This is a genomic window from Peptoniphilus stercorisuis (genome assembly GCF_017874395.1).
GTDB lineage: Bacteria > Bacillota > Clostridia > Tissierellales > Peptoniphilaceae > Anaerosphaera > Anaerosphaera stercorisuis.
Genome location: NZ_JAGGLJ010000016.1, coordinates 1 through 26205, shown reverse-complemented (window position 1 = coordinate 26205; position 26205 = coordinate 1). Strand labels below are relative to the sequence as shown.

At 28.2% G+C, this 26205-nt stretch carries 22 protein-coding genes; 18 read left to right on the top strand and 4 right to left on the bottom strand.

What is annotated here, in order from left to right:
- Positions 1–12 precede the first annotated feature (12 nt).
- The 13 genes from J2Z71_RS07525 to J2Z71_RS07465 all read left to right on the top strand — a co-directional run bounded on the left by J2Z71_RS07525 (position 13) and on the right by J2Z71_RS07465 (position 13457).
- Positions 13–966: a ribose-phosphate diphosphokinase gene (locus J2Z71_RS07525; protein WP_210061721.1), complete on the top strand. Its 954-nt coding sequence runs from the start codon at positions 13–15 to the stop codon at positions 964–966.
- A 12-nt stretch (positions 967–978) separates the two neighbouring features.
- Positions 979–1551, top strand: coding sequence for an aminoacyl-tRNA hydrolase (gene pth, locus J2Z71_RS07520; RefSeq protein ID WP_210061720.1), 573 nt, complete (start codon positions 979–981; stop codon positions 1549–1551).
- 67 nt (positions 1552–1618) lie between these two features.
- Entirely contained in the window at positions 1619–5098 is a 3480-nt protein-coding gene (mfd, locus tag J2Z71_RS07515; protein ID WP_210061719.1) for a transcription-repair coupling factor, read from the top strand.
- A gap of 38 nt (positions 5099–5136) precedes the next feature.
- Positions 5137–6255, top strand: coding sequence for a peptidyl-prolyl cis-trans isomerase (locus J2Z71_RS07510; RefSeq protein WP_245311209.1), 1119 nt, complete (start codon positions 5137–5139; stop codon positions 6253–6255).
- Between the two features lie 79 nt (positions 6256–6334).
- Positions 6335–7696: a MazG nucleotide pyrophosphohydrolase domain-containing protein gene (locus J2Z71_RS09055; RefSeq protein WP_210061718.1), complete on the top strand. Its 1362-nt coding sequence runs from the start codon at positions 6335–6337 to the stop codon at positions 7694–7696.
- A gap of 21 nt (positions 7697–7717) precedes the next feature.
- Positions 7718–7996: an HU family DNA-binding protein gene (locus J2Z71_RS07500; RefSeq protein WP_210061716.1), complete on the top strand. Its 279-nt coding sequence runs from the start codon at positions 7718–7720 to the stop codon at positions 7994–7996.
- A 50-nt stretch (positions 7997–8046) separates the two neighbouring features.
- Complete coding sequence (locus J2Z71_RS07495; RefSeq protein ID WP_210061714.1) at positions 8047–8289, top strand: RNA-binding S4 domain-containing protein; 243 nt, start codon at positions 8047–8049, stop codon at positions 8287–8289.
- 53 nt (positions 8290–8342) lie between these two features.
- Entirely contained in the window at positions 8343–8636 is a 294-nt protein-coding gene (locus J2Z71_RS07490) for an FtsB family cell division protein (protein WP_245311208.1), read from the top strand.
- Between the two features lie 51 nt (positions 8637–8687).
- Positions 8688–9098: a S1 RNA-binding domain-containing protein gene (locus J2Z71_RS07485; RefSeq protein WP_210061711.1), complete on the top strand. Its 411-nt coding sequence runs from the start codon at positions 8688–8690 to the stop codon at positions 9096–9098.
- 51 nt (positions 9099–9149) lie between these two features.
- The gene (gene tilS, locus J2Z71_RS07480) at positions 9150–10499 is read left to right on the top strand and encodes a tRNA lysidine(34) synthetase TilS (protein ID WP_210061709.1); all 1350 of its coding nucleotides are present in this window, start codon (positions 9150–9152) and stop codon (positions 10497–10499) included.
- A complete protein-coding gene (gene hpt, locus J2Z71_RS07475) occupies positions 10486–11013 on the top strand; it encodes a hypoxanthine phosphoribosyltransferase (RefSeq protein ID WP_210061707.1) in 528 nt (175 codons plus the stop codon). The genes tilS and hpt overlap by 14 nt, the downstream gene beginning before the upstream one ends.
- 115 nt (positions 11014–11128) lie before the next feature.
- Entirely contained in the window at positions 11129–13060 is a 1932-nt protein-coding gene (gene ftsH, locus J2Z71_RS07470; protein ID WP_280954013.1) for an ATP-dependent zinc metalloprotease FtsH, read from the top strand.
- 58 nt (positions 13061–13118) lie between these two features.
- Complete coding sequence (locus J2Z71_RS07465; RefSeq protein ID WP_210061705.1) at positions 13119–13457, top strand: winged helix-turn-helix transcriptional regulator; 339 nt, start codon at positions 13119–13121, stop codon at positions 13455–13457.
- Between the two features lie 54 nt (positions 13458–13511).
- On the opposite strand, the gene J2Z71_RS07460 is transcribed toward J2Z71_RS07465, so the two are convergent.
- The 3 genes from J2Z71_RS07460 to pepT all read right to left on the bottom strand — a co-directional run bounded on the left by J2Z71_RS07460 (position 13512) and on the right by pepT (position 16946).
- Positions 13512–14084: a flavin reductase family protein gene (locus tag J2Z71_RS07460; RefSeq protein WP_210061703.1), complete on the bottom strand. Its 573-nt coding sequence runs from the start codon at positions 14082–14084 to the stop codon at positions 13512–13514.
- 220 nt (positions 14085–14304) lie between these two features.
- Positions 14305–15732 carry a beta-Ala-His dipeptidase gene (gene pepD, locus J2Z71_RS07455; protein WP_210061701.1) on the bottom strand — a complete coding sequence of 476 codons (1428 nt, stop codon included), beginning with the start codon at positions 15730–15732 and terminating at the stop codon, positions 14305–14307.
- Positions 15732–16946, bottom strand: coding sequence for a peptidase T (gene pepT / locus J2Z71_RS07450; protein ID WP_210061699.1), 1215 nt, complete (start codon positions 16944–16946; stop codon positions 15732–15734). Before pepT ends, pepD begins: the two co-directional genes overlap by 1 nt.
- Before the next feature lie 332 nt (positions 16947–17278).
- On the opposite strand from pepT, the gene J2Z71_RS07445 reads away from it, so the two are divergent.
- The 4 genes from J2Z71_RS07445 to ileS all read left to right on the top strand — a co-directional run bounded on the left by J2Z71_RS07445 (position 17279) and on the right by ileS (position 23599).
- Complete coding sequence (locus tag J2Z71_RS07445; RefSeq protein ID WP_210061697.1) at positions 17279–18490, top strand: aminoacetone oxidase family FAD-binding enzyme; 1212 nt, start codon at positions 17279–17281, stop codon at positions 18488–18490.
- A 49-nt stretch (positions 18491–18539) separates the two neighbouring features.
- Entirely contained in the window at positions 18540–19811 is a 1272-nt protein-coding gene (locus J2Z71_RS07440) for an NAD(P)H-dependent oxidoreductase (protein WP_210061696.1), read from the top strand.
- A gap of 57 nt (positions 19812–19868) precedes the next feature.
- Positions 19869–20279, top strand: coding sequence for an RrF2 family transcriptional regulator (locus tag J2Z71_RS07435; RefSeq protein WP_210061694.1), 411 nt, complete (start codon positions 19869–19871; stop codon positions 20277–20279).
- A gap of 230 nt (positions 20280–20509) precedes the next feature.
- Complete coding sequence (gene ileS, locus J2Z71_RS07430) at positions 20510–23599, top strand: isoleucine--tRNA ligase (RefSeq protein ID WP_210061692.1); 3090 nt, start codon at positions 20510–20512, stop codon at positions 23597–23599.
- A 33-nt stretch (positions 23600–23632) separates the two neighbouring features.
- Here the strand turns inward: ileS and J2Z71_RS07425 are convergent, their stop codons facing one another.
- Complete coding sequence (locus J2Z71_RS07425; RefSeq protein WP_210061689.1) at positions 23633–24976, bottom strand: TraB/GumN family protein; 1344 nt, start codon at positions 24974–24976, stop codon at positions 23633–23635.
- A gap of 175 nt (positions 24977–25151) precedes the next feature.
- On the opposite strand from J2Z71_RS07425, the gene J2Z71_RS07420 reads away from it, so the two are divergent.
- The gene (locus tag J2Z71_RS07420; RefSeq protein WP_210061688.1) at positions 25152–26096 is read left to right on the top strand and encodes a D-2-hydroxyacid dehydrogenase; all 945 of its coding nucleotides are present in this window, start codon (positions 25152–25154) and stop codon (positions 26094–26096) included.
- The last annotated feature ends 109 nt before the right edge of the window (positions 26097–26205 follow it).

Genomic DNA, 26205 nt, shown 5'->3' with positions numbered 1-26205 from the left:
GATTTTATTAAGATGAATTCATGTATAGGGGATATTATAATTTTTACTGGTAATTCCAACAATACACTTATAAACAGAATCTGCAAGGAATTAGGAATTGAAAGAGGAAAATGTGAAGTTAAAACTTTCTCAGATGGAGAAATAGCTATTGATATTGGAGAAACTGTAAGAGGAAAAGACGTTTTTGTTGTTCAATCTACTTCAAGTCCTGTAAATAATAATTTAATGGAACTTTTAATTTTACTAGATGCACTTAAAAGAGCATCAGCTGGTAGAATTAATGCTGTAATTCCATATTATGGATATGCAAGACAAGATAGAAAGACAAAGGCAAGAGAACCTATTACATCTAAACTTGTAGCTGATTTATTAACAGTTGCAGGAGCAGATAGAATTGTTTCTATGGATCTTCATGCTGGACAAATTCAAGGATACTTTAATATTCCAGTAGATCATCTAACAGCAATACCATACCTTGCAAGATACTTTAAAGAAATAGTTAAAGAAGAAGAGTTTGTAGTTGTTTCCCCTGACCTTGGTGGTGTTACAAGAACTAGAAAATTCGCAAATGAATTAAATCTTCCAATAGCAATTATAGAAAAAAGAAGACCTAAACCAAATGTATCAGAAGTAATGAATATTATTGGAGATATAAAAGGCAAAAACTGTATTCTTGTAGATGACATTGTAGATACTGCAGGAACAATATGTCAAGCTGCAGCAGCTCTTCAAGAACATGGAGCTAAAAAAGTTTATGGATGTGCAACTCATGGAGTATTATCAGGTCCAGCTATTCAAAGACTTGAAGACTCTGTAATGGAAAAATTCATAATAACAGATACAATTGAACTTACAGAAGATAAGAAAACAAATAATATTGATGTAGTTAGTGTTGCTCCATTATTTGCAAATGCAATTAAGAGAATTAATACAAATACTTCAGTAAGTGAAATGTTTGATAAATAAAAAGGTGATAAATTGTATATTATAGCAGGTCTTGGAAATCCAGGTAGCAAATATGAAAATACAAGACATAATATGGGATTTCTAGCAATAGACAATTTGGCTAAAAGGCTAAATATTAATGTTAATAGAATAAAATTTAAAGGGCTTGTTGGCGAAGGTAGAATTGGAAATGAAAAAATAGTTTTACTAAAACCACAAACTTATATGAATAATAGTGGAGAATCTATTCGTGAAATTTTAAGTTTTTATAAAGAAACTCCTGAAAATTTAATAGTTTTTGTAGATGATATTGATATTGGTTTTGCAAATTTAAGAATTAAAAAAGGTGGATCTGCAGGAACACACAATGGTTTGAAATCTATTATACATTTAATTCAATCAGATGAATTTCCAAGAATTAAAATTGGTGTAGGAAAGCAATATGAAGGACAAGATCTTGCTGATTTTGTATTAAGTGGTTTTTCTAAATCTGATGGAGCTGAAATTGAAAAGACAATTGATCTTGCAGTAGATGCTGCAGTTGAAATTGTAGAAAACAATGTAGAGTCAGCTATGAATAAATACAACAGAAAAAAATCTAAATAAATAGCTCAAGATTAGAGGGGAAACCCTTTATCCTTGGGTTTTTTGTATTTGAAATAGAGGTGAGTAAATGGACTTTTTAGTAGATAATATGCTTAATTTAAATGCCTATAGAGAAACTTTAGAATCCCTAGAAAATAAAAATACACCAATTTTAATCTATGGACTTACTGAAAGTGCAATAGGACAAATAGTATATTCACTAGAGGAAAATACAAAAAGAAATATAGTATTAGTAGCTCAAGATAGTTTAAGAGCAAGAAAAATCTATGAAGATATATTGAACTTGGGATTTAAAGAATGTTCAATTTTTCCAAAAAAAGATATATTTTTATATGATAGAGACTCTAAGAGTTTTGAAAATATGGTTCCAAGATTAAAAACCTTATCAGGACTTATAAATGGTAATGTCAAAATACTTATAACAACATTAGATGCTTTAAGAGATAAGGTTTGCAAAAAAGAAATTTATAAAGAAGCAACTATAAAAATTAAAACTAGCAGTGAAATAAATACAAAAGAATTAGAAAAAAAACTTGTAAACATGGGATATGAAAGACTTCCACAAGTTGAAGGGCGAGGTCAATTTTCTATAAGAGGTGGAATAATAGATATTTACACTTCTGAAATCCCTTATAGAATTGAACTTTTTGATGTTGAAGTTGATTCTATTAGATCCTTTGATATAGATACTCAAAGATCAATAGAAACTCTTGAAGAAATTGAAATAAGTCCAATACTTGATATTCTTTTATTAGATAAGAGAAAAAAAGAAATAGCAAGTAATTTAGAAAAAGATATTAAAAAATCAAAACTTAAATCTGTTGAAAAGGAAAGACTTGAAGAAAAGTTTTTAAAATATGTTGATCTACTTAATCAAGAAGAAAGCATTTCAAACTATGATTTGATACTTCCATATATAGACGAAGAAGATTTATCAAGTGTTATAGATTATTATGATGAAGATCCAATTGTTATTTTTGAAGAGCCAAAGAGATCTCTAGAAAGAGCAGAGAGATTTGAAGTTGAAGAAAAAGATAATTTATCTGAGATGATGAGCTTTGGTGAAGCATTAAAAGTTCATGAAAATGTAAGATATTCCTATCATGAAACTATTAATAATTTAAAGAAAAAAGATATTATAAATTTAAATACTCTTTTAATTCCAACAAAGGAATTTCAAGCAAAATCAATTTATAATTATAAGATGAAATCTATTACTAATTATCGTGGTAAGATGAAACTCTTTAAAGATGATCTAAAGGACTATATTTACAGAGGATATAAAGTTGTAATACTTGGTGGAAATGAAAAGAGAACTAGAAGACTTCACAACACATTAAAAGAACTAAATATTCCTGCAAGACTTGAGTTTAACAGAAATACAAGTTTAAAAAGTTCTGAGATTATAGTTACAACAGGAAGTCAAAATAATGGTTTTGAAATTTCTGATATAAAAACTGTTTTAATAAATTATGCTGAAATTTATGGAACTCACTTAGAGAGAAAAAAACCTAAGAAAAAATCAAAGCAATTACATTTTCAAGATCTTGAAGTTGGAGATTATGTAGTTCATGAATCTCATGGTATTGGTAAATATATTGGAACTGAAAGACTTGAAGTAAAAAAGATAAAAAAAGATTATATTGTAATTGAATATAAGGGAGAAGATAAATTATATCTTCCAATTGAAAATTTAGATCTTATATATAAATATGTTGGAGCTGAAGGAAAAACCCCAAAAATTAATAAATTAAATTCAGTAGAGTGGAATAAAACTAAGCGAAAAGCTCAAAAAAATGTAGAGGATATGGCAGATGATTTAATTAAATTATATGCTAAAAGAGAATCATCAAAGGGCTTTTCCTTTAGTGCAGATACACAGTGGCAACAGGAATTTGAAGATGCCTTTATCTATGAAGAAACAGATGGACAACTTCGTGCTACTGATGAAATAAAAGAAGATATGCAAAGACAAAGACCAATGGATAGACTTCTATGTGCAGATGTTGGATATGGAAAGACAGAGGTTGCATTAAGAGCTGCTTTTAAAGCTGTAATGGATGGGAAACAAGTTGCATTTTTAGTTCCAACAACAATCCTTGCACAGCAACATTATAATACTATTGTAGAGAGATTTAAGGACTTTCCAGTAAAGGTTGCAGTATTATCAAGATTTAGAACTAAGAAGGAACAAGCTAAGGACTTAGAGGACCTAAGACATGGTTTTGTAGATATAATAATAGGAACACATAGATTATTGTCTAAGGATGTTAAGTTTAAGGATTTAGGACTTTTAGTAATAGATGAGGAGCAAAGATTTGGAGTAAGGCATAAAGAAACTTTAAAAATGCTTAAGGAAAATGTAGATACACTTACTGCAACTCCAATTCCTAGAACTTTACAAATGTCTATGATTGGCATACGTGATATGTCTGTAATAGAAGAGCCACCTGAAGAGAGATTTCCAGTTCAAACCTATGTCCTTGAATATAATGACATGATGGTAAGAGATGCGATTATAAAAGAGATAGAGCGTGGAGGGCAGGTTTATTTTGTATATAATAGAGTGGCAAATATGGAAAATAAACTTGCAGAGCTTAGAAATTTAGTTCCTGAGGCATCTTTTAAAATGGCTCATGGACAAATGGGTGAAAGACTTCTTGAAGATACTATGATTTCTTTTATAAATAAGGAATTTGATGTACTTCTTTGTTCTACAATTATTGAAACAGGAGTAGATGTTCAAAATGCAAATACTATGATTATCACAGATGCAAATAGACTTGGACTTTCACAACTTTATCAATTAAGAGGAAGAATTGGAAGAAGTAATAGAATTGCCTATGCGTATTTTACCTATGAAAGAGATACATCATTATCAGAAATTGCACAAAAAAGACTTAAGTCAATTAAGGAATTTACTGAATTTGGATCAGGATATAAAATTGCAATGAGAGACTTAGAAATAAGAGGATCAGGATCTATTTTAGGAGCAAGACAACATGGTCATATAGATTCAATAGGATATGATTTATATATTAAATATCTAAGAGATGCTGTATCTAGACTTAAAGGTGATGTAGTTGATGAAAAAATTGAAACAACAGTTGATTTAAAAATAGATTCTTATATACCAAGTGAATATATTTCAAATGAAAATATTAGACTTGAAATATATAAGAAGATTTCTGTAATAGAATCTGAAGAGGATTATTCAGACTTAATAGATGAACTTATAGATAGATTTTCAGATATTCCTAAGGAAGTTACAAATCTTATGGATATATCTCTTCTTAGATTTAATGCAAGTCATGCAAAAATCAATTCAATAGTTCAAAAAAATGAAAATTATGAATTTAAACTATCCTTTGTGCCAGAACTTACACTTATAAATGAACTGACAGATCAGTTTAAAAATATAAAATTATCTTTAGGAAAAGAAGCAGGATTTACAATCTCAAAATTGAAATATCCAATAGAAGATTTAAAGAAAGCCGTAGATTTAATAAATTTACACAAAAACTACACATCAAAAGAGAAATCTTAGTGTATAATTAATTCAACTATGTAAGAGAGGATGATTATTTGAAATTTTTAAATAAGAAAAGTTTAACAGCACTAGCACTAACACTTGTAATGGGATTAACAGGTTGTGGAAAAGCTCCAGAGGGAGTTGTTGCAACAGTTAATGATGAAAATATTTCAGAAGAAAAATTTGTAATGCAATATGCAGCTCAAAGAAATCAATATGTTTTAATGGCAGGAACAAATGATATTTTAGAAGAAATGTCTCATGATGGCAATAAGACAATTGATGAAACCATTAAAGAATATACTTTAAAAAATCTTGAGCAAATGGAAATATTAAAACAAGATGCGGCAAAATCAAATATTACAGTTGATCAATCAGTAGTTGATAAACAAATTGAAGAAGTTCAAACAAAACTAGGTGGAGAAGAAGCATTTAGAGAACAACTTTCTAAAATAGGTTCAAGTCCAGAATTTTATAAATCTTACTTAGAAGATATTAATTTAATGGATAATTACTATAAGGGAAAAGTTAAAGAATTAGAGCCAAGTGAAGAAGATATTAAAAAATATTATGAAGAACATAAAAATGAGTTCTTTACTGCAAAGGCATCTCATATATTAGTTGAGGATGAAAAAACTGCAAAAGAAATTAAAAAAGAACTTGATAAAGGTGCTAATTTTGAAAAACTTGCTAAGGAAAAATCTATAGAACCAGCTGCTAAAGAAAGTGGCGGAAATCTTGGAGAATTCCCAAATGATGCAATGGATAAAGATTTTAGTACAGCTATTGCAAATATGAAAGCAGGAGAAATTTCTGATCCAGTTAAAACTCAATATGGATACCATATTATTAAACTTGATGAGAAAAAAGAAAGAACTTTTGATGAAATTAAAGATTCTTTAAAAGAAGAATTAATTAAAAATAATTTCACTGAATATATAGAAAAACTTCAAAATGATGCTAAAATCAAAGAGTATTTAGACTATAAAAAGGAAATTGAAATTCCTGAAGAGTATAAATTAAAAGAACTTCCTGAACTAGATAAACAAAAGGCTGAAGAAGCTAAAAAAGAGGAAGGTAAAGAAGAAACAAAGGACTCTAAAGAAGAAGCAAAAGATGACAAAAAAGAAGAGTCAAAAGACAAAAAAGAAGATAAAAAAACTGAAAAATAAAAGTAAAGCTAGAGAGAAATCTCTAGTTTTTTCTTTACAAATGAGGAACTTACACTTAAAATAGTTTGGAGGTGGTTTTGTGATTAATATTATTGGACTTGGTGCAACAGACAAGTTTGGTCTTACACTTGAAGCTATAAATGCTATGAAAAATGGAAATGAAAATTTCTTAAGGACAAAGGAACATAGAGCAGTAGAGTATTTTTATGATGAAAATATAGAGTTTAAAAGTTTTGATTATCTATATGAAAAGGAGAATTCCTTTGAAGATGTATATAGTGAAATAGTAGATTTTCTAATAGAGGAATCAAAAAATAAAGATATAAATTATTTTGTTCCAGGAAATCCACTAATAGCAGAACGCACAGTAGTAAAACTTATTGAATCTTCTATTGAGTATAATATAATTATGGGAATGAGTTTTATTGAACCAGTTTTAAGAGCTGTAAAAAGAGATCCATCAGAGGGATTTAAACTACTTGATGGAGATTATTTTAATAAATATGATATAGATACTCATTCAGATATTATAGTAACTCAGATTTATAATAAAAGAACAGCATCAGATTTAAAACTAGATATATCTGAAATATATGGTGATGAATATATGATATATTTAATTACTGATGCAGGTCTTGATAGTGAGGATTTATATTATATTCCAATATATGAATTAGATAGAGTTGAAAATATAAATCATCAAAGTGCAGTTTATATTCCAAAAAACAATGAAATTTTAAATTTTAGAGATTTATTAATAGAAGTAGAAAAGTTAAGTGAAAAGATTACAGATATAAATCACCTAAATATTAAAGAAAATAATTTAGATATTGAAAGTCTTGAAAATCTTTCAAAAATGTTGATATTATCTATTTTAGCGATAAATTTATCTGAGGAAGAAGGATTATATAATTTTTATGAAATTATTGAAAAATCATGTGAAATAATTGCTGAAAATGGGGATTTTATCAAAAATACTATGGAAAAAAGAAAAGACTTAAGGTATAATTGTGATAGTCTTCAAAAAGAAGGAAAAGTATCGTTAATTAGAAAATTGAAAAGCTATAACGAGAATGCATTACTAAGAGCATCAAATGTAATTGATGATGTTTCAAGTATTGGATTTATTTGGGATGAAGTTGACGGTGCTTTAGAAAAAGTTTCTGAAGAGCTTGAAGAAGTTTATGAAGCTATAAAGAAAGATATCTCATATGAAATTTCCAATGAACTAGGAGATTTAATCTTTAGTTCGGTAAATTTATGTAGGTACTTAGGGTTTAATCCTGAAGATGTATTAGACTTAACTATAGATAAATTTATTAGGAGATTTGAAATAATGAGCGAATTAGCCTCAAAGAAAAATATGAAATTAGAGTATTTGGATTTAAAAGATCAAGACGATCTTTATAATGAGGCAAAACATATTTTAGAAAAAGATTAACTTATTATAGGAGGATTTAGAATGAACAAATCAGAATTAGTAGCAAGTATTGCAGAAAAGAGTAACTTAACAAAAAAAGATGCTGAAGTAGCACTTAATGGATTCCTAGCATCAGTTGAAGAAGCTCTTGCAAGCGGAGAAAAAGTACAACTTGTAGGTTTTGGAACTTTCGAAGTTAGAGAAAGAAAAGCAAGAGAAGGAAGAAACCCAAGAAATCCAGAAGAAGTTATTAAGATTCCAGCTTCAAAGGCTCCAGTATTTAGATCAGGAAAAGCTCTTAAAGAAGCAGTTAATAAGTAATAAGTGGGAGCTAAAAGGCTCCCTTTTTTTTATTTTATTTGGGAGAAGTTATGAGAATAGATAAATTTTTAAAAAATTCAAGAATTATTAAAAGAAGAACAGTTGCAAAAGAAGCCTGTGATTTGGGAAGAGTTCAAATAAATGGAAAAGTCGCAAAAGCTAAAGATGAAGTAAAAGTTGATGATATTATTGAAGTAACTTTTGGAAATAGAGTTGAAAAAGTAAGGGTATTAGATGTTAAAGAAATTGTAGGTAAAAACGACGCTACAAGTCTTTATGAGACTTTTGAATAAACATCTTGCAAAAAATTATTTTAAATGTAATAATAAAATTGGAGGTTGTGGTTATGAAAAGAAGAAGATTTCCTCTATTTTTCGCTGTTGTAATTTTAGTAGCAGCAACTTATGGTGCTATTACTTTAAGTACATCAATATCCCAAAGAGGACAAAAACAATCTGAGATTATTGAAAATGAAAAAGAAATAGCGAAACTTAAAAAAAATATAGATATCTTAGAAAAGGAAATTAAAAATTCCGATTCTCCTCAATTTGTAGAAAAAGTTGCAAGAGAGGACCTTGGAATGGTTAAACCTAGAGAAGTTATTTATGTTGATAAGGATAAAGATTCTAAGAATAAGTAATCTCCAGAAAAAACGAAAATGAAAGTATATTAACAGGAGGATTTAATTTTTATGGCATTAGCTGTAGGTCAAATAGTGGATGGAGTAGTTAGTAATTTAACTAAGTTTGGTGCATTTGTAAATTTGCCAGATAATAAAAGCGGTCTAGTACATATATCAGAAATTTCTGATAGCTATGTAGAAAGCGTAAGTGATTTTTTAGAGAAGGGCCAAAAAGTTAAGGTTAAAATTCTATCCCTTGATGATAGAGGAAAAATAGCATTGTCGATGAAACAGGCTCAAAAGAAAACAAATAAGCCAGTAGAGGTTGATTTTTCATCTAAAGATAGAAGAAATGAAGATGCGTCTTTTGAGGATAAGCTATCAAAATTCCTTAAAGAATCAAATGAAAAAATGGAAGCAGCAAGATCTAGAGAAAACTCAAAAATGGCAGGCTCAAGATCAAGACATAGATCTAATTAGGAAATAATCGGTCATCAGAAAAGATGGCCTTTATTTTTTTAGAGGATGATTATGGCAATTAATAAAAAATTTAAAGAAAATATTGAAAAATTTAATATGTTAAATTATAAAGATAGAATTATAGCAGCTGTATCAGGCGGTGCGGATTCTATTTTTCTGCTTGAAAATTTAAATGAATTAAAAGAAGAATATAATTTAGAAATAATCGTAGCTCATGTAAATCATGGAGTGCGAGATACTGCAAAAAGAGATGAGGACTTTGTAATTAAAAGAGCCAAAGAGCTAAATTTAAAATGTGAAGTTCTTCATGTAAATATGGATGAATATGCAATAGAGCATAAGATTTCTAGTGAGGAAGCAGGAAGATTTTTAAGATATAATTTCTTTAGAAGTCTTGCTTCTAAAAATTCAAAAATATTTCTTGCTCACAATGCAAACGATCAAGCAGAAACTGTCTTATTTAGAATAATAAGAGGAACAGGAATTGAAGGATTATCTGCAATGGATTTTATAGATAGGGATTTATATAGACCTATGTTAAATATAAAAAGAGACGAGATTGAAGAATATATTGAAGAAAATAATATAAATTTTGTTCAAGATGAAACTAATTTTGAAGATATATATTCAAGAAATAAATTAAGACTTAATGTAATACCATATATTGAAGATAATTTTAATGAAAACTTTACAGATTCTTTAATAAGACTTTCTCAAATATCAAAAAGTAATTTTAAGTTTGTTAATAAAATTACAAGAGATTTATTTTTAAAAAACTATAAAGACAATAAACTTTATATAAAAAATCTAAAAGATTTAGATGAGTATATATTAAGTGAAATAGTAAGAGAATTTTTAAAAAATGAAATTAATACACTTGAAGGAATTTCTAGCAAAAATATATCTGATGTTGTCTTATTAATTCAAAAGGCAGTTAATTCAAAGATTAATTTGCCAGGAGATTTAAATCTTATTTTATCCTATGATTATATTTATTTAGCAAGAGAAATAGGAAAAGTAGAGATAGAAGAACAGGTTTTAAATCTTGGAAAAAATAAAACGCATTTTGGAAATATTTATGTTGCGAAATCTAATTTATATAGAGCAGATGATAATATGATATCTATTGATGCAAATAAAATTAAGGGAAATCTCAAAATTAGAAATAGAAGAGATGGAGATAAATTTATGCCCTTTGGTATGAATAAATATAAAAAATTAAAGAACTTTTTTATTGATGAAAAAATTGATAGATATAAAAGAGATTTAGTTCCAATAATATATGATGATGAGGAAATTATATGGGTAGTTCCCTATAGAACTAGTGAGAAATATATTATTGATAAAAATACAAAAGAGATTATAAACATTAGCTTGGAGGTAAAAGATGAAGGAAATTGAATCAGTCCTTTTTTCAGAAGAAGTGATTGAAAAAAAATGTTGCGAACTTGGAGAAAGAATTTCAAGAGATTTTGATGGAGAAGTTTTAGTTGTGGGTATATTAAAAGGAGCTGTTCCTTTTATGTCAGAACTTGTAAAGAGAATAGAACTTCCTATTAGAATGGATTTTATGGATGTATCTAGTTATGAAGGATCTGTTTCAACAGGAAAAATTAAAATTTTAAAAGATGTTGAAAATGATGTTAGAGATAAAGATGTAATTATTGTAGAAGATATAATAGATACTGGAAATACTTTATCATACTTAAGTGAGCTGTTTAAATTAAGAGGTGCAAAATCTGTAACTATTTGTTCTCTTTTAACTAAACCAAGCAGAAGAGAAAAAGAAGTAGAAGTTAAATATATTGGATTTGAAATTGAAGATTATTTTGTAGTTGGATATGGAATGGACTACAATGAAAAATATAGAAATTTACCATATATTGGTATACTTTCTGAGAAAGTTTATAAATAATATAAGAGAAATGTGGTATAGCACCACATTTTTTATTTAATAATTGTTATCAGTAAATAGATTTAATAATTTTTCATATTATGATATAATTAAGTGTATGTAAGGAGTGATATTATTGAAGAAAAAAATGGGTGGTGCAGGTTTATATCTGGTATTAATATTACTTTTAGTAACAGCAATAAAAGTATTTAATCCGCCAGCAGCAACAATTCCAACGAAAAATTTCACACAATTTGTAACTGAAATTCAAAGTGACAATTTAAAGAGCATAAAATTTGATGGAGCAAATGCAACCTTTATAACAAAAGATGAGAAGACTTATGAAACAGTTCTTCCAGAAGAAGCTAGAGTTAATTTTTACAATAATTATCTAAAGGAAAAAGTTGACCAAAAAGAGCTTCAAGTTGTAGGTACTCCAATGAAAGAAACTCCAATATATATGGAATGGATTCCAAATATATTAATACTTGGAGTGTTTATATTCTTCTGGTATTATCTTATAAAACAAAGCCAAGGTGGTTCTAAAATGAATAGCTTTGGAAAAAGTAAAGCAAAAGTTGTAAAACAAGATGATAAAAATTTAATATCATTTAAAGATGTTGCTGGACTTCAAGAAGAAAAAGAAGAATTAGGCGAAATAGTAGACTTTTTAAAAAGCCCTAAGAAATTTATAAATATGGGAGCTAGAATCCCAAAGGGAGTTTTACTTGTAGGTCCTCCAGGAACTGGTAAAACTTATCTTTCTAAAGCAGTTGCAGGAGAGGCAAAAGTACCTTTCTTCATAATGAGTGGTTCTGACTTTGTAGAAATGTTTGTAGGAGTTGGAGCAAGTCGTGTTAGAGACTTATTTGAAACTGCTAAGAAAAATGCACCATGTATTATTTTTATAGATGAAATTGATGCTGTAGGAAGAAAGCGTGGAGCAGGACTTGGTGGAGGACATGATGAAAGAGAACAAACTCTAAATCAATTATTAGTTGAAATGGATGGTTTCGGAACTAATGAAGGGGTTATTGTTATGGCTGCTACAAATAGAGCAGATATACTAGACCCAGCTCTTTTAAGACCAGGTAGATTTGATAGAACAATATATGTTGGAGTTCCTGATGTAAAGGGAAGAGAACAAATATTAGGAGTTCATTCAAAGAATAAAAAATTAGCAAGTGATGTAGATTTAAAATATATTGCAAGAAGAACACCTGGATTTACTCCAGCTGATCTTGAAAACTTAATGAATGAAGCAGCTTTACTTGCTGCAAGAAGAAATGAAAATAAAATCTTTATGGAAGATATAGAAGAAGCTGAAATAAAAGTTCAAGCAGGACCAGCTAAAAAATCAAGAGTTGTATCTGAAGAAGAAAGAAAACTTACAGCTGTTCACGAAGCAGGTCATGCTGTTGTTTCAACTTGCTTATCAAATGCAGATCCTGTTCATATGATTACAATTATTCCTCGTGGAATGGCTGGTGGATTTACTGCATATACTCCAGAAGAAGATACTAGCTTTATAACAAAAGGTCAAATGAAGGACAGAATAGTATCACTTTTAGGTGGACGTGTAGCAGAAGCACTAGTTCTTGATGATATATCTACAGGAGCATCAAATGATATAGAAAGAGCAACTCATATTGCAAGAGCAATGGTTACTAAATATGGTATGAGTGAAAAAATAGGAACTATTACCTTTGGATCTGACGAAGGTGAAATATTTGTAGGAAGAGATCTTGGAAGAAGTAAAGATTATTCTGAACATACTGCATCTGAAATAGATAAAGAAGTTGGAAATATTATAAATGAAGCTTACGAAAAAGCGAAAACACTTCTATCAGAAAATATGGAAAAACTTCTAGCTGTATCTGATGCACTTCTTGAAAAAGAAACTTTAGACAAACACGATTTTGAAAAAATCATGAAGGGTGAAGATATAGAACATGATAAAGAATATGCTCATGATGAAAAAATAGAAGACAAAGACCTTTCAGAAGAAGCGAAAAAAATTGTTGAAGAAAAAAGTTCAAAAGAAAATAAAGATTTAGAAGATAAATAAAAATATAAAAAACTTTGATATATATCAAAGTTTTTTATTGTATTAAAGAGGCTTTAGAATGTATGTATTAGAAGATGAAGAGAATAAATATATTTGTCCAATAGAAAAAACCCTAGATATAATAGGTGGCAAGTGGAAGCCAATAATACTATGGGCACTTGTAAAAGATGAAGTATTAAGATATGGAGAATTAAAAAGAGCAACTACAGGCATTACAGACAAAATGCTATCTCAACAGTTAAAATCTCTAGAAGAAGATGATCTTATCTTTAGAAGACAATATGATGAAATTCCACCAAGAGTTGAATATGGATTAACGAAAAAAGGTAAGACATTAATACCACTTTTAGAAGAAATGTGTAATTGGGGAAATAATATATTAAGTATGAAAAAGTAAAAGACTTTGGAAATCCAAAGTCTTTTTTTGTGAAATTTAGAAGTTTTTTTAAATTTATCTTTTTTCTTTTTCGTATTTTTTGCCAATATCCCAAGCAATTCCTATTTTCTTCTTAGCAACCATATAAGATGGACCTTGCATTTCAAATAAAAGAGGTTTAACTTTAGAAAAATCTATTTTTCCAGATTCATCTAAAACATCTTCATTAGCATAGGTATTTTCTATTTCTAGAATATAATTATATTCTGTGTCAGTTTCATAAATATCTATGATTTTTGCTTCCATTGCAAGAGGAGAATCCTTTGCTATTGGAGCTGTATCATAGGATTCATAATAATAATCTAATACTTTAGATTTATCTACATCATGTCCTGAATTAAGTCCAATATAATCAGTAACCTCAATCATACTTTCAGTTGCAACATTTAAAGATACAATCTTACCAATGCCCATTCCCTTATTAGAATAATGTCCCTTAGCAACACTAAGAAGAGTTTCATTCATACCAGTAATTCCAATATGAGCAATAGTAACCCAATTTACTTTGTCATTAATCTTAGTACCTACTAAAAGAACAGGAGTAGGATAAACTCCTAGTTTTTTTCCAATATTTTTTTTATTATTCATATTTTCCTTCCTTTCTTTTTGAAGAACTAACTTAATTATAGAACTTATGAATAATTGTTCAAGTATGCACTTTTAAGTGAGTACTTACTATTGAGTAAGTAATAAGATGTAATTTAATGGTGTTTTTAATGAAAATAAAATTTTATAGTTAAATTTAAAAGAAGATAAAATGGATTAAAAGTATTAAAAAAGGGCTATTTTAGAAAATAGCCCTTAGTTTTTATTTTAAATGTTTTAATAATTCAATTATATATTCATACATTCTTTTTATTGAAGAAACAGATGCTCTTTCTCTAGGTGTATGAGCTTCAAAGATATCTGGTCCAATGGAAATCATATCTAGGTGTTTGTATTTAATATAAAATACTCCACATTCAAGTCCACCATGAGTTATGTCTATTTCCATAGTTTTTCCTGTAAAATCTTTATATAAATCTCTTGCAATATCACGAAGTTTTGAATCTTCTTTATATTCCCATTCAGGATAATAATTTGTAAATTCATATTTTGCGTTTGGATATTTTTTAGACATTTCTACAAAGTCATTTTTAAATTCTTCAAATTCATTTCTCTTACCAAATCTCATAGAGTTCCAAATTTCATAAGTGCCATCTTCAATTTTTTTGACGATTGCAAGTGTTGAAGATAGTTCTACAAATTCTTTAGTTTCATCTGTAAAGGCTTTTACACCTGTATGTTGATCAAGTAAATAATTTGCAAAGTCCTTAGTTGATTCTATACTTTGTGCTGTTTTTTCATTTAATCCATCACTATAAACTATATTAAGATTTCCCTCTATTGATTTATATTTTTCATAAAGAGATTTAATTAAATCATCAAATTCGCTATTATCTTTTATTGCAAGTTTTATAATTCCATTACTAGGTATTGCATTGTCTTTTGATCCTGATAAGAAGTCAATTAGCATTACATCTTTTAAATTTACTAAGAAGTCTGCCATAACTTTTACCATATTTCCACGATTATTTGCGATTTCTCCACCAGAGTGACCGCCTAAAAATCCTGAGAATTTAACATCATAAAATTTATAATCTTTTGGAATTTCTTCAAGTTCTGGAGTATAATGTGCAAAATAAAGCTCTCCACCAGCAGATGCAACAGTCATAATGCCTTCTTCTTCAGAGTCAATATTAATTAGATAATCTCCTTCTAAAATACTGTCTGAAAGAACTTGTGCACCATGCATATCTGTTTCTTCAGATACAGTTACAAGAACTTCTAAAGGAGCATGTTCAATATTATCTGAATCAAGAATTGCAAGGCTCATTGCAACTCCAATTCCATTATCAGCACCAAGTGTAGTTTTATTTGCGTGAATAAAGTCGCCATCAAGGATTATTTCTATTGGATCTTTATCAAAATCATGATTTGAGTCTTCAGATTTTTCATTTACCATATCCATATGTCCTTGAAGGATTATTTTTTTTGAGTTTTCATAGCCCTTTGTTCCAGGTTTTTTAATAATTACATTTAAAGCTTCGTCTTGGTAAACTTCTAGATTTCTTTCTTTTGCAAAGTTTACAAGATAGTCTGAAATTGCTTTTTCATTTCCAGAACCTCTAGGTATTTTAGAAATTTCTTCAAAATATTTAAAAACTTTTTTTGGTTCTAGGTTTTGTAATACCATTATTTCGCCTCCAAATTTTCTACTATTTTAACTACTAAATCTCTACCCTTTTCCATTGATGAAACTGGGATGAATTCATATATTCCGTGGAAGTTATATCCACCTGTAAATATATTTGGACAAGGAAGTCCCATATAAGAAAGTGTTGCTCCATCTGTACCACCACGAATTGGTTTGATAATTGGCTTTATTTCTAGATCAATCATTGCTTTTTCAGCAAGTTCTACAATTTCCATATGTGGTTCAACTTTTTCTCTCATATTATAGTAAGAATCTTCAATATTTAATTTAATAATATTTCCATATTTTTTATTTAAAAATCCTACTATATTTTCAAGTAATTCTTTTTTATTTTCAAATTTTTCACGACTATGATCTCTAATGATATAGGACATATTAGTTTTAGCAACATCTCCATTTATACTTTCTATCATAAAGAAACCTTCGTAGTTTTCTGTATATTCTGGTCTTTCATTTACAGGAAGCATTGAGTTTAATTCCATTGCAATTAGCATTGAATTTACCATAATATCTTTTGCAGATCCTGGATGAACTATTTTTCCTTCTATTTCAATAGAAGCACTTGCAGCATTAAAGTTTTCAAATTCTAATTCTCCAATAGGTCCACCATCAATTGTATAGGCAAAGTCTGCATTAAAATCTTTAACATTAAAATTATGAGCTCCCTTTCCTATTTCTTCATCTGGGGTAAAGGCAACTTTTACAGTTCCATGTTTAATATGATCATTTTTAATTAAATACTCCATAGCTGATACTATAATTGTAATTCCTGCTTTGTCATCTGCTCCAAGAAGAGTAGTGCCATCTGTTGTAATAAGTGTTTCGCCTACTAAATCTTTTATAAAAGGAAATTCTTTTTCTGTAATAGAATAGTTTTCATTTAGTTTAATATCTCCGCCCTTATATTCTACAATTTGTGGCTTTACATCTTTTGCAGTTGTAGCAGGTGCTGTGTCCATATGAGATACAAATCCAATAGTGGGTATATCTTTATCACTATTGGATTTAAGTGTTGCATATACATATCCAAACTCGTCTTGATATACATCACTTAGTCCAATGCTTTTAAGTTCTTCTACTAAGTACTCTCCAAGTACAAGCTGACTTTTAGTAGATGGAAAAGTTTCGCTTAATTCATCTGATGTTGTTTCAAAAGAAACATATTTTAAAAATCTTTCTACAATATTATTCATTAATTCACCTCTGAAATTATTTTTATATTTAATTATCACATTTAATCATCATAATAATATTTATACCCTTAGACATTATAATTACTAAGTTAAGATAAATAGATTTATTATGATTAAGTACTAAAATTTATTGTATCTTAATTTTATTCTTCAAATATATAAATATCAAGTTGAAAAAATATTGAGAAAATACATGAAATAGTGTTATTATATACTATTGTAAGAAAAGTATAGTAATTAGACTATTAATTGTAGTTCATATTTTATATAATTAATAAAAGTAAATATTGGTAAAAATAGTAAATAAAAATTATAAAGGTAAGTTGATATATATGAAAATAGCTGTTATAGGCGGAGGTCCTGCAGGTGTTATTGCTGCAATAGAGCTTGCAAAGAATGATCAAGAAGTTATTATTTTTGAAAAAAACAATAGAATATTAAAAAAATTATTAGCTACTGGTAATGGAAGATGTAATTATACAAATAATTATGTGTCTTCAGAAAACTATAATTGTAAGGATAATTTTGTAGAAAATGTATTAGAAGAATTTACAAGAGATAATCTAATTGATTATTTTAAATTAATGGGAATTGAGCCTGTTTTAGAAAATAGGGGAAAGATTTTTCCTGTTACTTTAAAGGCTAATACTGTTGTTAATACTCTTTTAGAAGAATTAGATGATTTAAGGATAGAAGTTCTACTAGATAGTGAAGTTTTAAGTATAAAAAAGAAAAATAAGTTTAGTGTTAAAACTAAGGAAAAAAGTTTTGAATTTGATAAAGTTATATTTGCAGTAGGTGGCTCATCTATGCCTAGTTCTGGTTCAGATGGAAAAAGCTATAAAATTTTAGAAAATTTAGGACATAATAAGATAGAAACTTTTCCTGCTCTTACACAATTAAAACTAAGTAGTGATTATTTAAAGTCTTTATCTGGTGTAAAAGTTGTAGGAGATGTAAAATTATTAGAAAATAATAAAATCATAGATAAAAGAAATGGAGATTTATTATTTACAAATTATGGAATAAGTGGTCCACCTATTTTAGACTTGTCTAGAAAGGTAAATGAAAAAAATAAAAAACTTGAAATTGAAATGCCACTTATTAATAATATAGAAGATATAAAGGAATTTAGAAATCTTTTATATAGTAGATTTTATACTTTAAGTCATTTTTCTTTAGAGAGATGGCTAATGGGACTTGTTGATAAGAAATTTATAAATATGATATTAAAAGAAAGTAATTTAAAAGCAGAAACACCTTTAGATTTAATTGAAATATCTGATCTTGAAAAACTTTTAAATATTCTTTTAAAATCAAGATTTACAGTAATTGGAACTAAGGGATTTGAAAATTCACAAGTTACTTGCGGGGGAATAGCAACAAGTGAAATAAATAAAGATACTTTAGAGTCTAATATAATAGATGATTTATATATTGTTGGTGAAGTAATGGATGTTGATGGAGACTGTGGTGGATACAATTTACAATGGGCGTTTTCTTCTGGAATTGTAGCTGCAAGGTCTATTTTATCTCGTATTTGAAAAACTACTCAAATATGATATAATTTAAAACAGAAAATCGGAGGCATATATGTTCTTTCTTAGGAATACTTTAGAAAAATATGGGGAAATAAAAGTAGGTATAGTAGGTACTGGAATAATGGGGACATCTCTATTAAATCAATTAGTACTTCTTGATAATTTCAAGCCTGCAGTTGTAGCCTCAAGAAGAATAGAATCTGTATTAAATGCATTTTCTAAAACAAATGTAAAAAAAGAAAATATAGTTGTAACTAATTCAGTAGAAGATGCAAAAAAAGCTATAAATGAAGGTTTATATGTAGCTACTACAAATACATTAATTCCTGCAACTATTACAGATTGTGTAGTAGATTGTACAGGAGATACAGAAGAAGGATCAAAAGTTTCACTTTGTGCTATAGAAAATAAAGTACACATTGTAACATTAAATGTTGAAATGGATGCAACAGTAGGTCCATATATTAAAAAACTTGCTGATGAAAGTGGAATAATTTATACAGGAACATCAGGCGATGAGCCAGGTGCGATTATGGAACTTTATGAATTTTCAAAAACTTTAGGATTTGAAGTGCTTGCTTTAGGTAAGGGAAAAAATAATGATCTAAATCAAAGTGCAACACCTGATGAACTTGAAGAAGAAGCTAAAAAGAAGGGACTAAATAAAAGAATGTTAACTTCTTTTGTTGATGGAACTAATACTATGATTGAATTAAATGCTGTATGTAATGCTACAGGATTTTTACCAGATATTAGAGGATGTCATTGTATTAATTCAACTCCGAAAACTCTAGCTAAAGACATAAAGATAAAAGAAGAAGGTGGAATTTTAAATAATTATAAAGTCGTAGATTTTGTAAGAGGAATTGCACCAGGAGTCTTTGCAATAGTAAGATGTAAATCTGATGTATTAACTGCTGAAATGGAATTTTTAAAAATGGGTGATGGTCCAAACTTTGCAATATATAGACCATACCATTTAACTAGTATTGAAACACCAAATTCTATAATAAGGGCAGTTGCATTAAATGATAGTACAATTGTTTCAAAAAATGGTCCTGTTGCCGAAACTATAACAATGGCAAAAAGAGATTTAAAAGCAGGAGAAAAATTAGACGGTATTGGCGGATATACTATATATGGAGCTTTAGAAAGTCATAAAGTTCAAATAGAAGAAAATTTATTACCAATTGGACTTATTACAGGAAATGTAACTGTAAATAAAGATATTAAAAAAGGTGAAGCTTTAAAATATTCAGATGTAAATCTTGATGAGAGTTCTACAATACTTAAATTGAGAAGAAAACAAGACGAGCTTTTTTAGTTGACTTCAAAGTATAGATAGTATAGAATAAAAATATTATAAAAGTTAGGTGGTATAATGAGAATAACCCGAGAAGTGGATTATGCTTTTAGAATATGTGCATATCTAGCTGAACACGAAGGCGATGTTGTTGGTGCACCAAGAATTGCAGCAGATCAAAAAGTTCCAGAAAGATTTACTCTTAGAATACTAAGAAAATTAAATCTTGCAGGAATAACAGAAGCTAAACGTGGAGCTACTGGTGGATATAAACTTAAAAGAAAAAAAGAAGACATAACTTTATATGACATAATAGTAGCAGTAGATGGACCTATTGTTGTAAATAGGTGTTTATACATGGATGAACCTTATTGTAATAGAAATGAAGATGGTAACTTTGGCCATTGTAAATTCCACAATAAACTTTCATCAATACAAAATAGTGTAATTGAAATGTTTAGATCCTCAACTCTAGACGAATATATATAAAAAGCAATGAAGAGACCGTTATATTATAAATTTTTCCAAAAAGAGAGTGTCAGTTGGTGAAAAGACATGAAAAATAATAATATATAGATCAGCTTGGAGCTTTTACGTTTGTTGCGTTAAGACACTTAAGTGATAGATACCTATAATTAGGGTGGTACCGCGGCATGTTCGTCCCTTTGTCTTTTGACAAGGGGATTTTTTATATTTTTTTAATAAAAAGGAGTGAATATATGAAAGTATTTAAAGCACTTTCTAAAGAATCTGTAGATTTAAGAGAACAAAGTATAGCAAAATATTGGGAAGAAATAGATCTTCTTCACAGATCAGTAGAAACAAGAGAAGATAATGAGTCCTATATATTCTATGAAGGACCTCCAACAGCAAATGGTCGTCCAGGAATTCACCATGTAATGGCGAGAACTTTAAAGGATTTAACTTGTAGATATAAAACTATGCAAGGATTTAAAGTTAAGAGAAAAGCTGGATGGGACACACATGGTCTTCCAGTAGAAATTGAAGTAGAAAAAAAATTAGGATTAAAAGACAAACATGATATTGAAAGTTTTGGAATAGATAAATTTAATAAAATGTGTAGAGAATCTGTTTTTGAATATGAAAAAGAATGGAGAGCTCTTACTAATAGAATGGCTTATTTAATTGATCTAGACAATCCGTATATAACTCTTGAAAATGACTATATTGAATCAGTTTGGAATATATTAAATAAAATGTTTGAAGATGGACTTATATATGAAGGACATAAAATATTACCATATTGCCCAAGATGTGGAACAGGTCTTGCATCTCATGAAGTAGCTCAAGGTTATGAAGAGATAAAAACAGAAACTGTAATAGCTAAATTTAAATTAAAAGATAAAGATGAATACTTCTTAGCTTGGACAACAACTCCTTGGACACTTCCATCAAATGTTGCACTTACTGTAAATCCAAATGTTGATTATATAAAAGTGAACTATGAAGGTGAAGTGTATTATGTAGCAGAAGCACTTGCTGGAAATATCTTTGAAAATGAATATGAAGTACTTGATAAAATGAAAGGTAAAGATCTTGAGTATGTTGAATATGAACAACTTCTTCCTTTCTTAAGTGTAGATAAAAAAGCATTTTTTGTAACTTGTGCTGATTATGTAACTATTGATGATGGTACAGGAATAGTTCACTCTGCACCAGGATTTGGTGAAGATGACTATCAAACAGGTAGAAGATATAATTTACCAGTACTTCTTCCAGTAGGAGAAGATGGTAAGTTTACTACAACTCCTTGGGAAGGTATGTTTGTAATGGATGCAGATCCTGAAATTATAAAATATCTTCGTGAAGAAGAAAAAATGTTTAGAAAACAAAAAATGGTTCATAACTATCCACATTGTTGGAGATGTCATACACCACTTATATATTATGCTCACCCTTCTTGGTATATAGAAGTAACTAAATTTAAAGATCAATTAATAGAGAATAATAATGGTGTTAATTGGTTCCCAGAATATGTTGGAGAAAAGAGATTTGGAAACTGGCTTGAAAACTTAAATGACTGGGCACTTTCAAGATCTAGATATTGGGGAACACCACTTCCTATTTGGAAATGTGAATGTGGACATACAGAATCTATTGGCTCAAGAAAAGAACTTGCTGAAAAAGCAATAGAAGATATAGATGAAAATATTGAACTTCACAGACCATATGTAGATGATGTTCATTTAAAATGTTCAGAATGTGGAAAAGTAATGACTCGTGAAAAAGATGTAATAGATGTATGGTTTGATTCAGGAGCTATGCCTTTTGCACAACTTCACTACCCATTTGAAAACAAAGAAGAATTTAATGACTTCTTCCCAGCTGATTTTATAAATGAAGGTATTGACCAAACAAGAGGATGGTTCTATTCACTTCTTGCTATATCAACATATATGACAGGAAAAGCACCATATAAAAATGTACTTGTAAATGATTTAATACTTGATAAATTTGGAAAGAAAATGTCAAAATCAAAGGGAAATACAGTTTCACCATTTGAACTTTTTGAACAATATGGAGCAGATGTCGTTCGTTGGTATTTACTATATGTATCACCAGCTTGGACTCCAACTAAATTTGATGAAGATGGACTTCGTGAAGTAGATTCTAAATTCTTTAGATCCTTAAGAAATATATACAACTTCTTTAGTCTATATGCGAATACAGATGAAATAGACCCAAGAGAATTTAATGTTTCTTATGAAAATAGAGATGAAATAGATAAATGGTTACTTTCAAAATACAATAATCTTCTAAAAAATGTAAAGGCAGATATGGATGTATTTGACTATACAAAAGTAGTAAGAAATATTCAAGATTTTGTAATAGAAGACTTCTCAAATTGGTATATTAGAAGAAATAGAAGAAGATTCTGGAAAACTGAAATAGATGATGATAAAAAATCAGTATATAACACAACTTATGAAGTGCTTTTAGGACTTACAAAACTAATAGCTCCATTTGTTCCATTTATAGCTGAAGAATTATTTAAATCACTTGAAGATAAAGAATCAGTTCATCTTGAATACTATCCAACAGCAGATGAAGACTTAATTGATTTAAAACTTGAAGAAAAAATGGATCTTGTAAGAAACTTAGTAGCACTAGGACGTGCATCAAGAGAAGATGTAAAAATAAAGGTTCGTCAACCACTTTCAAAAGTTATAATAGATGGTAAATACGAAGATATCATTGGAGATCTTGAAGATTTAATTAAAGAAGAACTAAATGTAAAAGAAGTTCTATTTAAAGATGATTTATCTGTATTTATGGACTATGAACTTAAACCAAACTTTAAAGTTGCAGGATCAATTCTTGGAGCAAAAATAAAAGACTTTGGAAAAACTTTAAGAGAAGTAGAACCAAAGGAATTTGTTGAAAAATTAAAAGATGGTGTAGTTCTAAACTTAAATGGCGAAGATACTGAAATCAAAGAAGATTATGTACTTGTAAATATTAAATCTAAAGATGGATTTGATGTAATGATGGAAAATAATCTATTTGTAATTTTAGATACAGACCTAACAGAAGATCTTATTGCAGAAGGACTTGTAAGAGAATTTATTTCAAAAGTTCAACAACTTAGAAAATCATCAGACTTTGATGTATTAGATACTATAAAAGTAACAATAGATTCAGATGATGAAGTTAATAATGCAATATTCAACTCTTTAGATTTTGTAAAAGAAGAAGTATTAGCAGTTGAAGTAATAAAAGATACACTTGATTTAGATATAATTGATCTTAATGGTCATGAAGCTAAAATAAAAGTTGAAAAAATGTAATAAATAAAAATACCCTCTTTTGAGGGTATTTTTTTATAGTTTTTGTATAGTGAATCCATTATTCTCAAGTAGTTTTATAACAGAATCCTCAGGTGTAAAATGAGCTGCTCCTGCAACTACAAATATTGTATTCTTGTCCTTACTATTTAACATATCTGTGATTTTTTCAGCCATACCTATATCTCTTTTGTCAAAAAGATTATTTGAAAATTTATCACCTTTATTAATTTTTAAATTAAGTTCTTTATCATTACCACTTTTCCAAATGTTTTTTAAGTCTTCAGAGTTTTGTGTGAAAATATCAATTCCATAGGAATTTGCAGCATCTAGAAAAGAATTTATCATATTTTTATAATCTTCATCACTAAGTGAGCTTAATACATTAGTTTGAAGTTCTATTGTTTCAAGTTCTTTTATAGTTTTATTATTTAATTTTGCCTTAGTTATAAAATATCTATCAATACCTAAATCTGAAGAATTTGGCATTTTTACATTCATAGGTAAATTAGATAACATATTATAAGCAGCCCAAGGCTTTAAATTTATATAATTATTTTCTTCTATGAAGTATTTATCCATAAATAATTTATATTTATTATATAGATTATCTCCTAGAGAATCTTTTAAATTTGTATTATCTTTATAAAACATTTCTTCTTGAATATATTTCATTTTACTTTGATCAGTTATATTTACCTCAACATATAACTCATTAGAAGAGTTAAAGGCATCTATTACTTTTTCATCAATTGGATACATAGAATTATCTCCAATGTGAATTGAACCAAGAATATAAATTGTATTTCCATTATTTTCTATTTTGTAAAACATACCCTTACTTCCAAGATTATTTTGTTGGATTAAATAATTATTAGCTCTTGTAAAAAAAGATATTGCATTTTCATAACTAGAAATATTATTTAAAAAAAGATTTTTGCCATTGCCCTTTAAAATTTTCTTTTCCATAAGATATTGTGCAGGATCTTTATTAGTTGCATTAGTATCGTATTTTTGAACTAAATCAAAGACTTCATTAATAATATGATTTCTAGTAAAATCTTCTTTAAAATCTAATTTTTTATAATTTGGATTTTTTTTTAAATTGTAAGAATTTAGCTTATCTTCTGAATTTTTAATTAAAAGATTAAGTTCTTCTTTTGTAATAATCTCTCTTAAATCTTCTTTTTGCATTTCATTATTAAATATTCCCTGTCTTTTAGCATCTACTAAATCATTTACAGACCAAGAGTTGATTATAGTTGTTTTAGCCTTTTCCTTAGCAAAGGTAGGAGATATACTTGATAGAGTTAAAAAAAGTGACAATATTAAAATTAATTTAAATCGCTTTTTATTTTTACTTAAAATTGAATTTTTCATAATCCCTCCTTGTATTTAACATTGTAACAGTTAGAATATTTATTTTAAAGTTTATTATTAGAAAAAAATGGTATAATTCAATTATAGAAATATTTAGTAAATTATAAAGATTTAAAAATAATATATGAACTTTACACAAAAAAGACATATCTATTTTTTAAAAGGAGAGAATAAAATGAAAGCATTAATAATTGATCAAGTATCTAGTATTATTAAAGAAGAACTTACAAGTTTAGGTTTTGAAGTAGATTTTACAATGCTACCAACTTCTGAAAAGTTAAAAGAAATTATAGAGCCTTATGATTTATTAGTAATGAGAGTAGATCCATTTATTGATAAAGAAGTAATAGATGCTGCTAAAAATTTAAAAGCTATATTAGTTGGTGCTGTTGGTACAAATCATATAGATCTTAATTATTGTAAAGAAAAAAATATTGAAGTTAGAAACTCACCTGGAATGAATGCAAATGCTGTTGCAGAACTTGTAATTTGCAAGGCTCTTGATATGTATAGAAATTCTGTTCAAGCAAATAATGAAGTAAAATATGATAAAGTATGGAATAAATATAGATGGATTGGTAGAGAACTTAGAAATAAAACTTTAGGTATTATAGGTTTTGGTGCTATTGGTAGAAGAGTAGCTGAAATAGCAAATGTATTCCATATGGATATTATTGCCTATGACCCTTTTATAAAAGCTGAAGACAATAAAATAGAATATGTAAAAATTGTAAGTTTAGATGATATTGTAAAAAATTCAGATATTATTACATTACATGTTCCACTAACTCCAGATACAAAAGATATGTTATCCTTTGATGAAATGGAAAATATGAAAGATGGAGCTATTATTATAAATGCTGCTAGAGGTGGCACAGTAAATGAAGAAGCTCTATATAAATATATAAAAAATGGCAAACTTGGAGGAGCAAACTTAGATACTCTTGCAGATGAGCTTGGAACTGGTGGACTTGATACTCAAGATGTTAAAATTGACTCTCCACTATTTGAATTAGATAGAGTTTATATTAGTCCACATATTGGTGGATCAACTATTGATGCTCAAGATGATATTGGTAGACTTGTAATTGAAAATGTAAAAGATATATTTAAACTATAAAAAAAGGACCTTTAAGATACTATGCCCTGTCAAGTACACATCAAATAAAATATTATAGATATTTTAATTTGTATTCTAAGGGAGATAAGTATCCTAAGGCTTTTTGAAT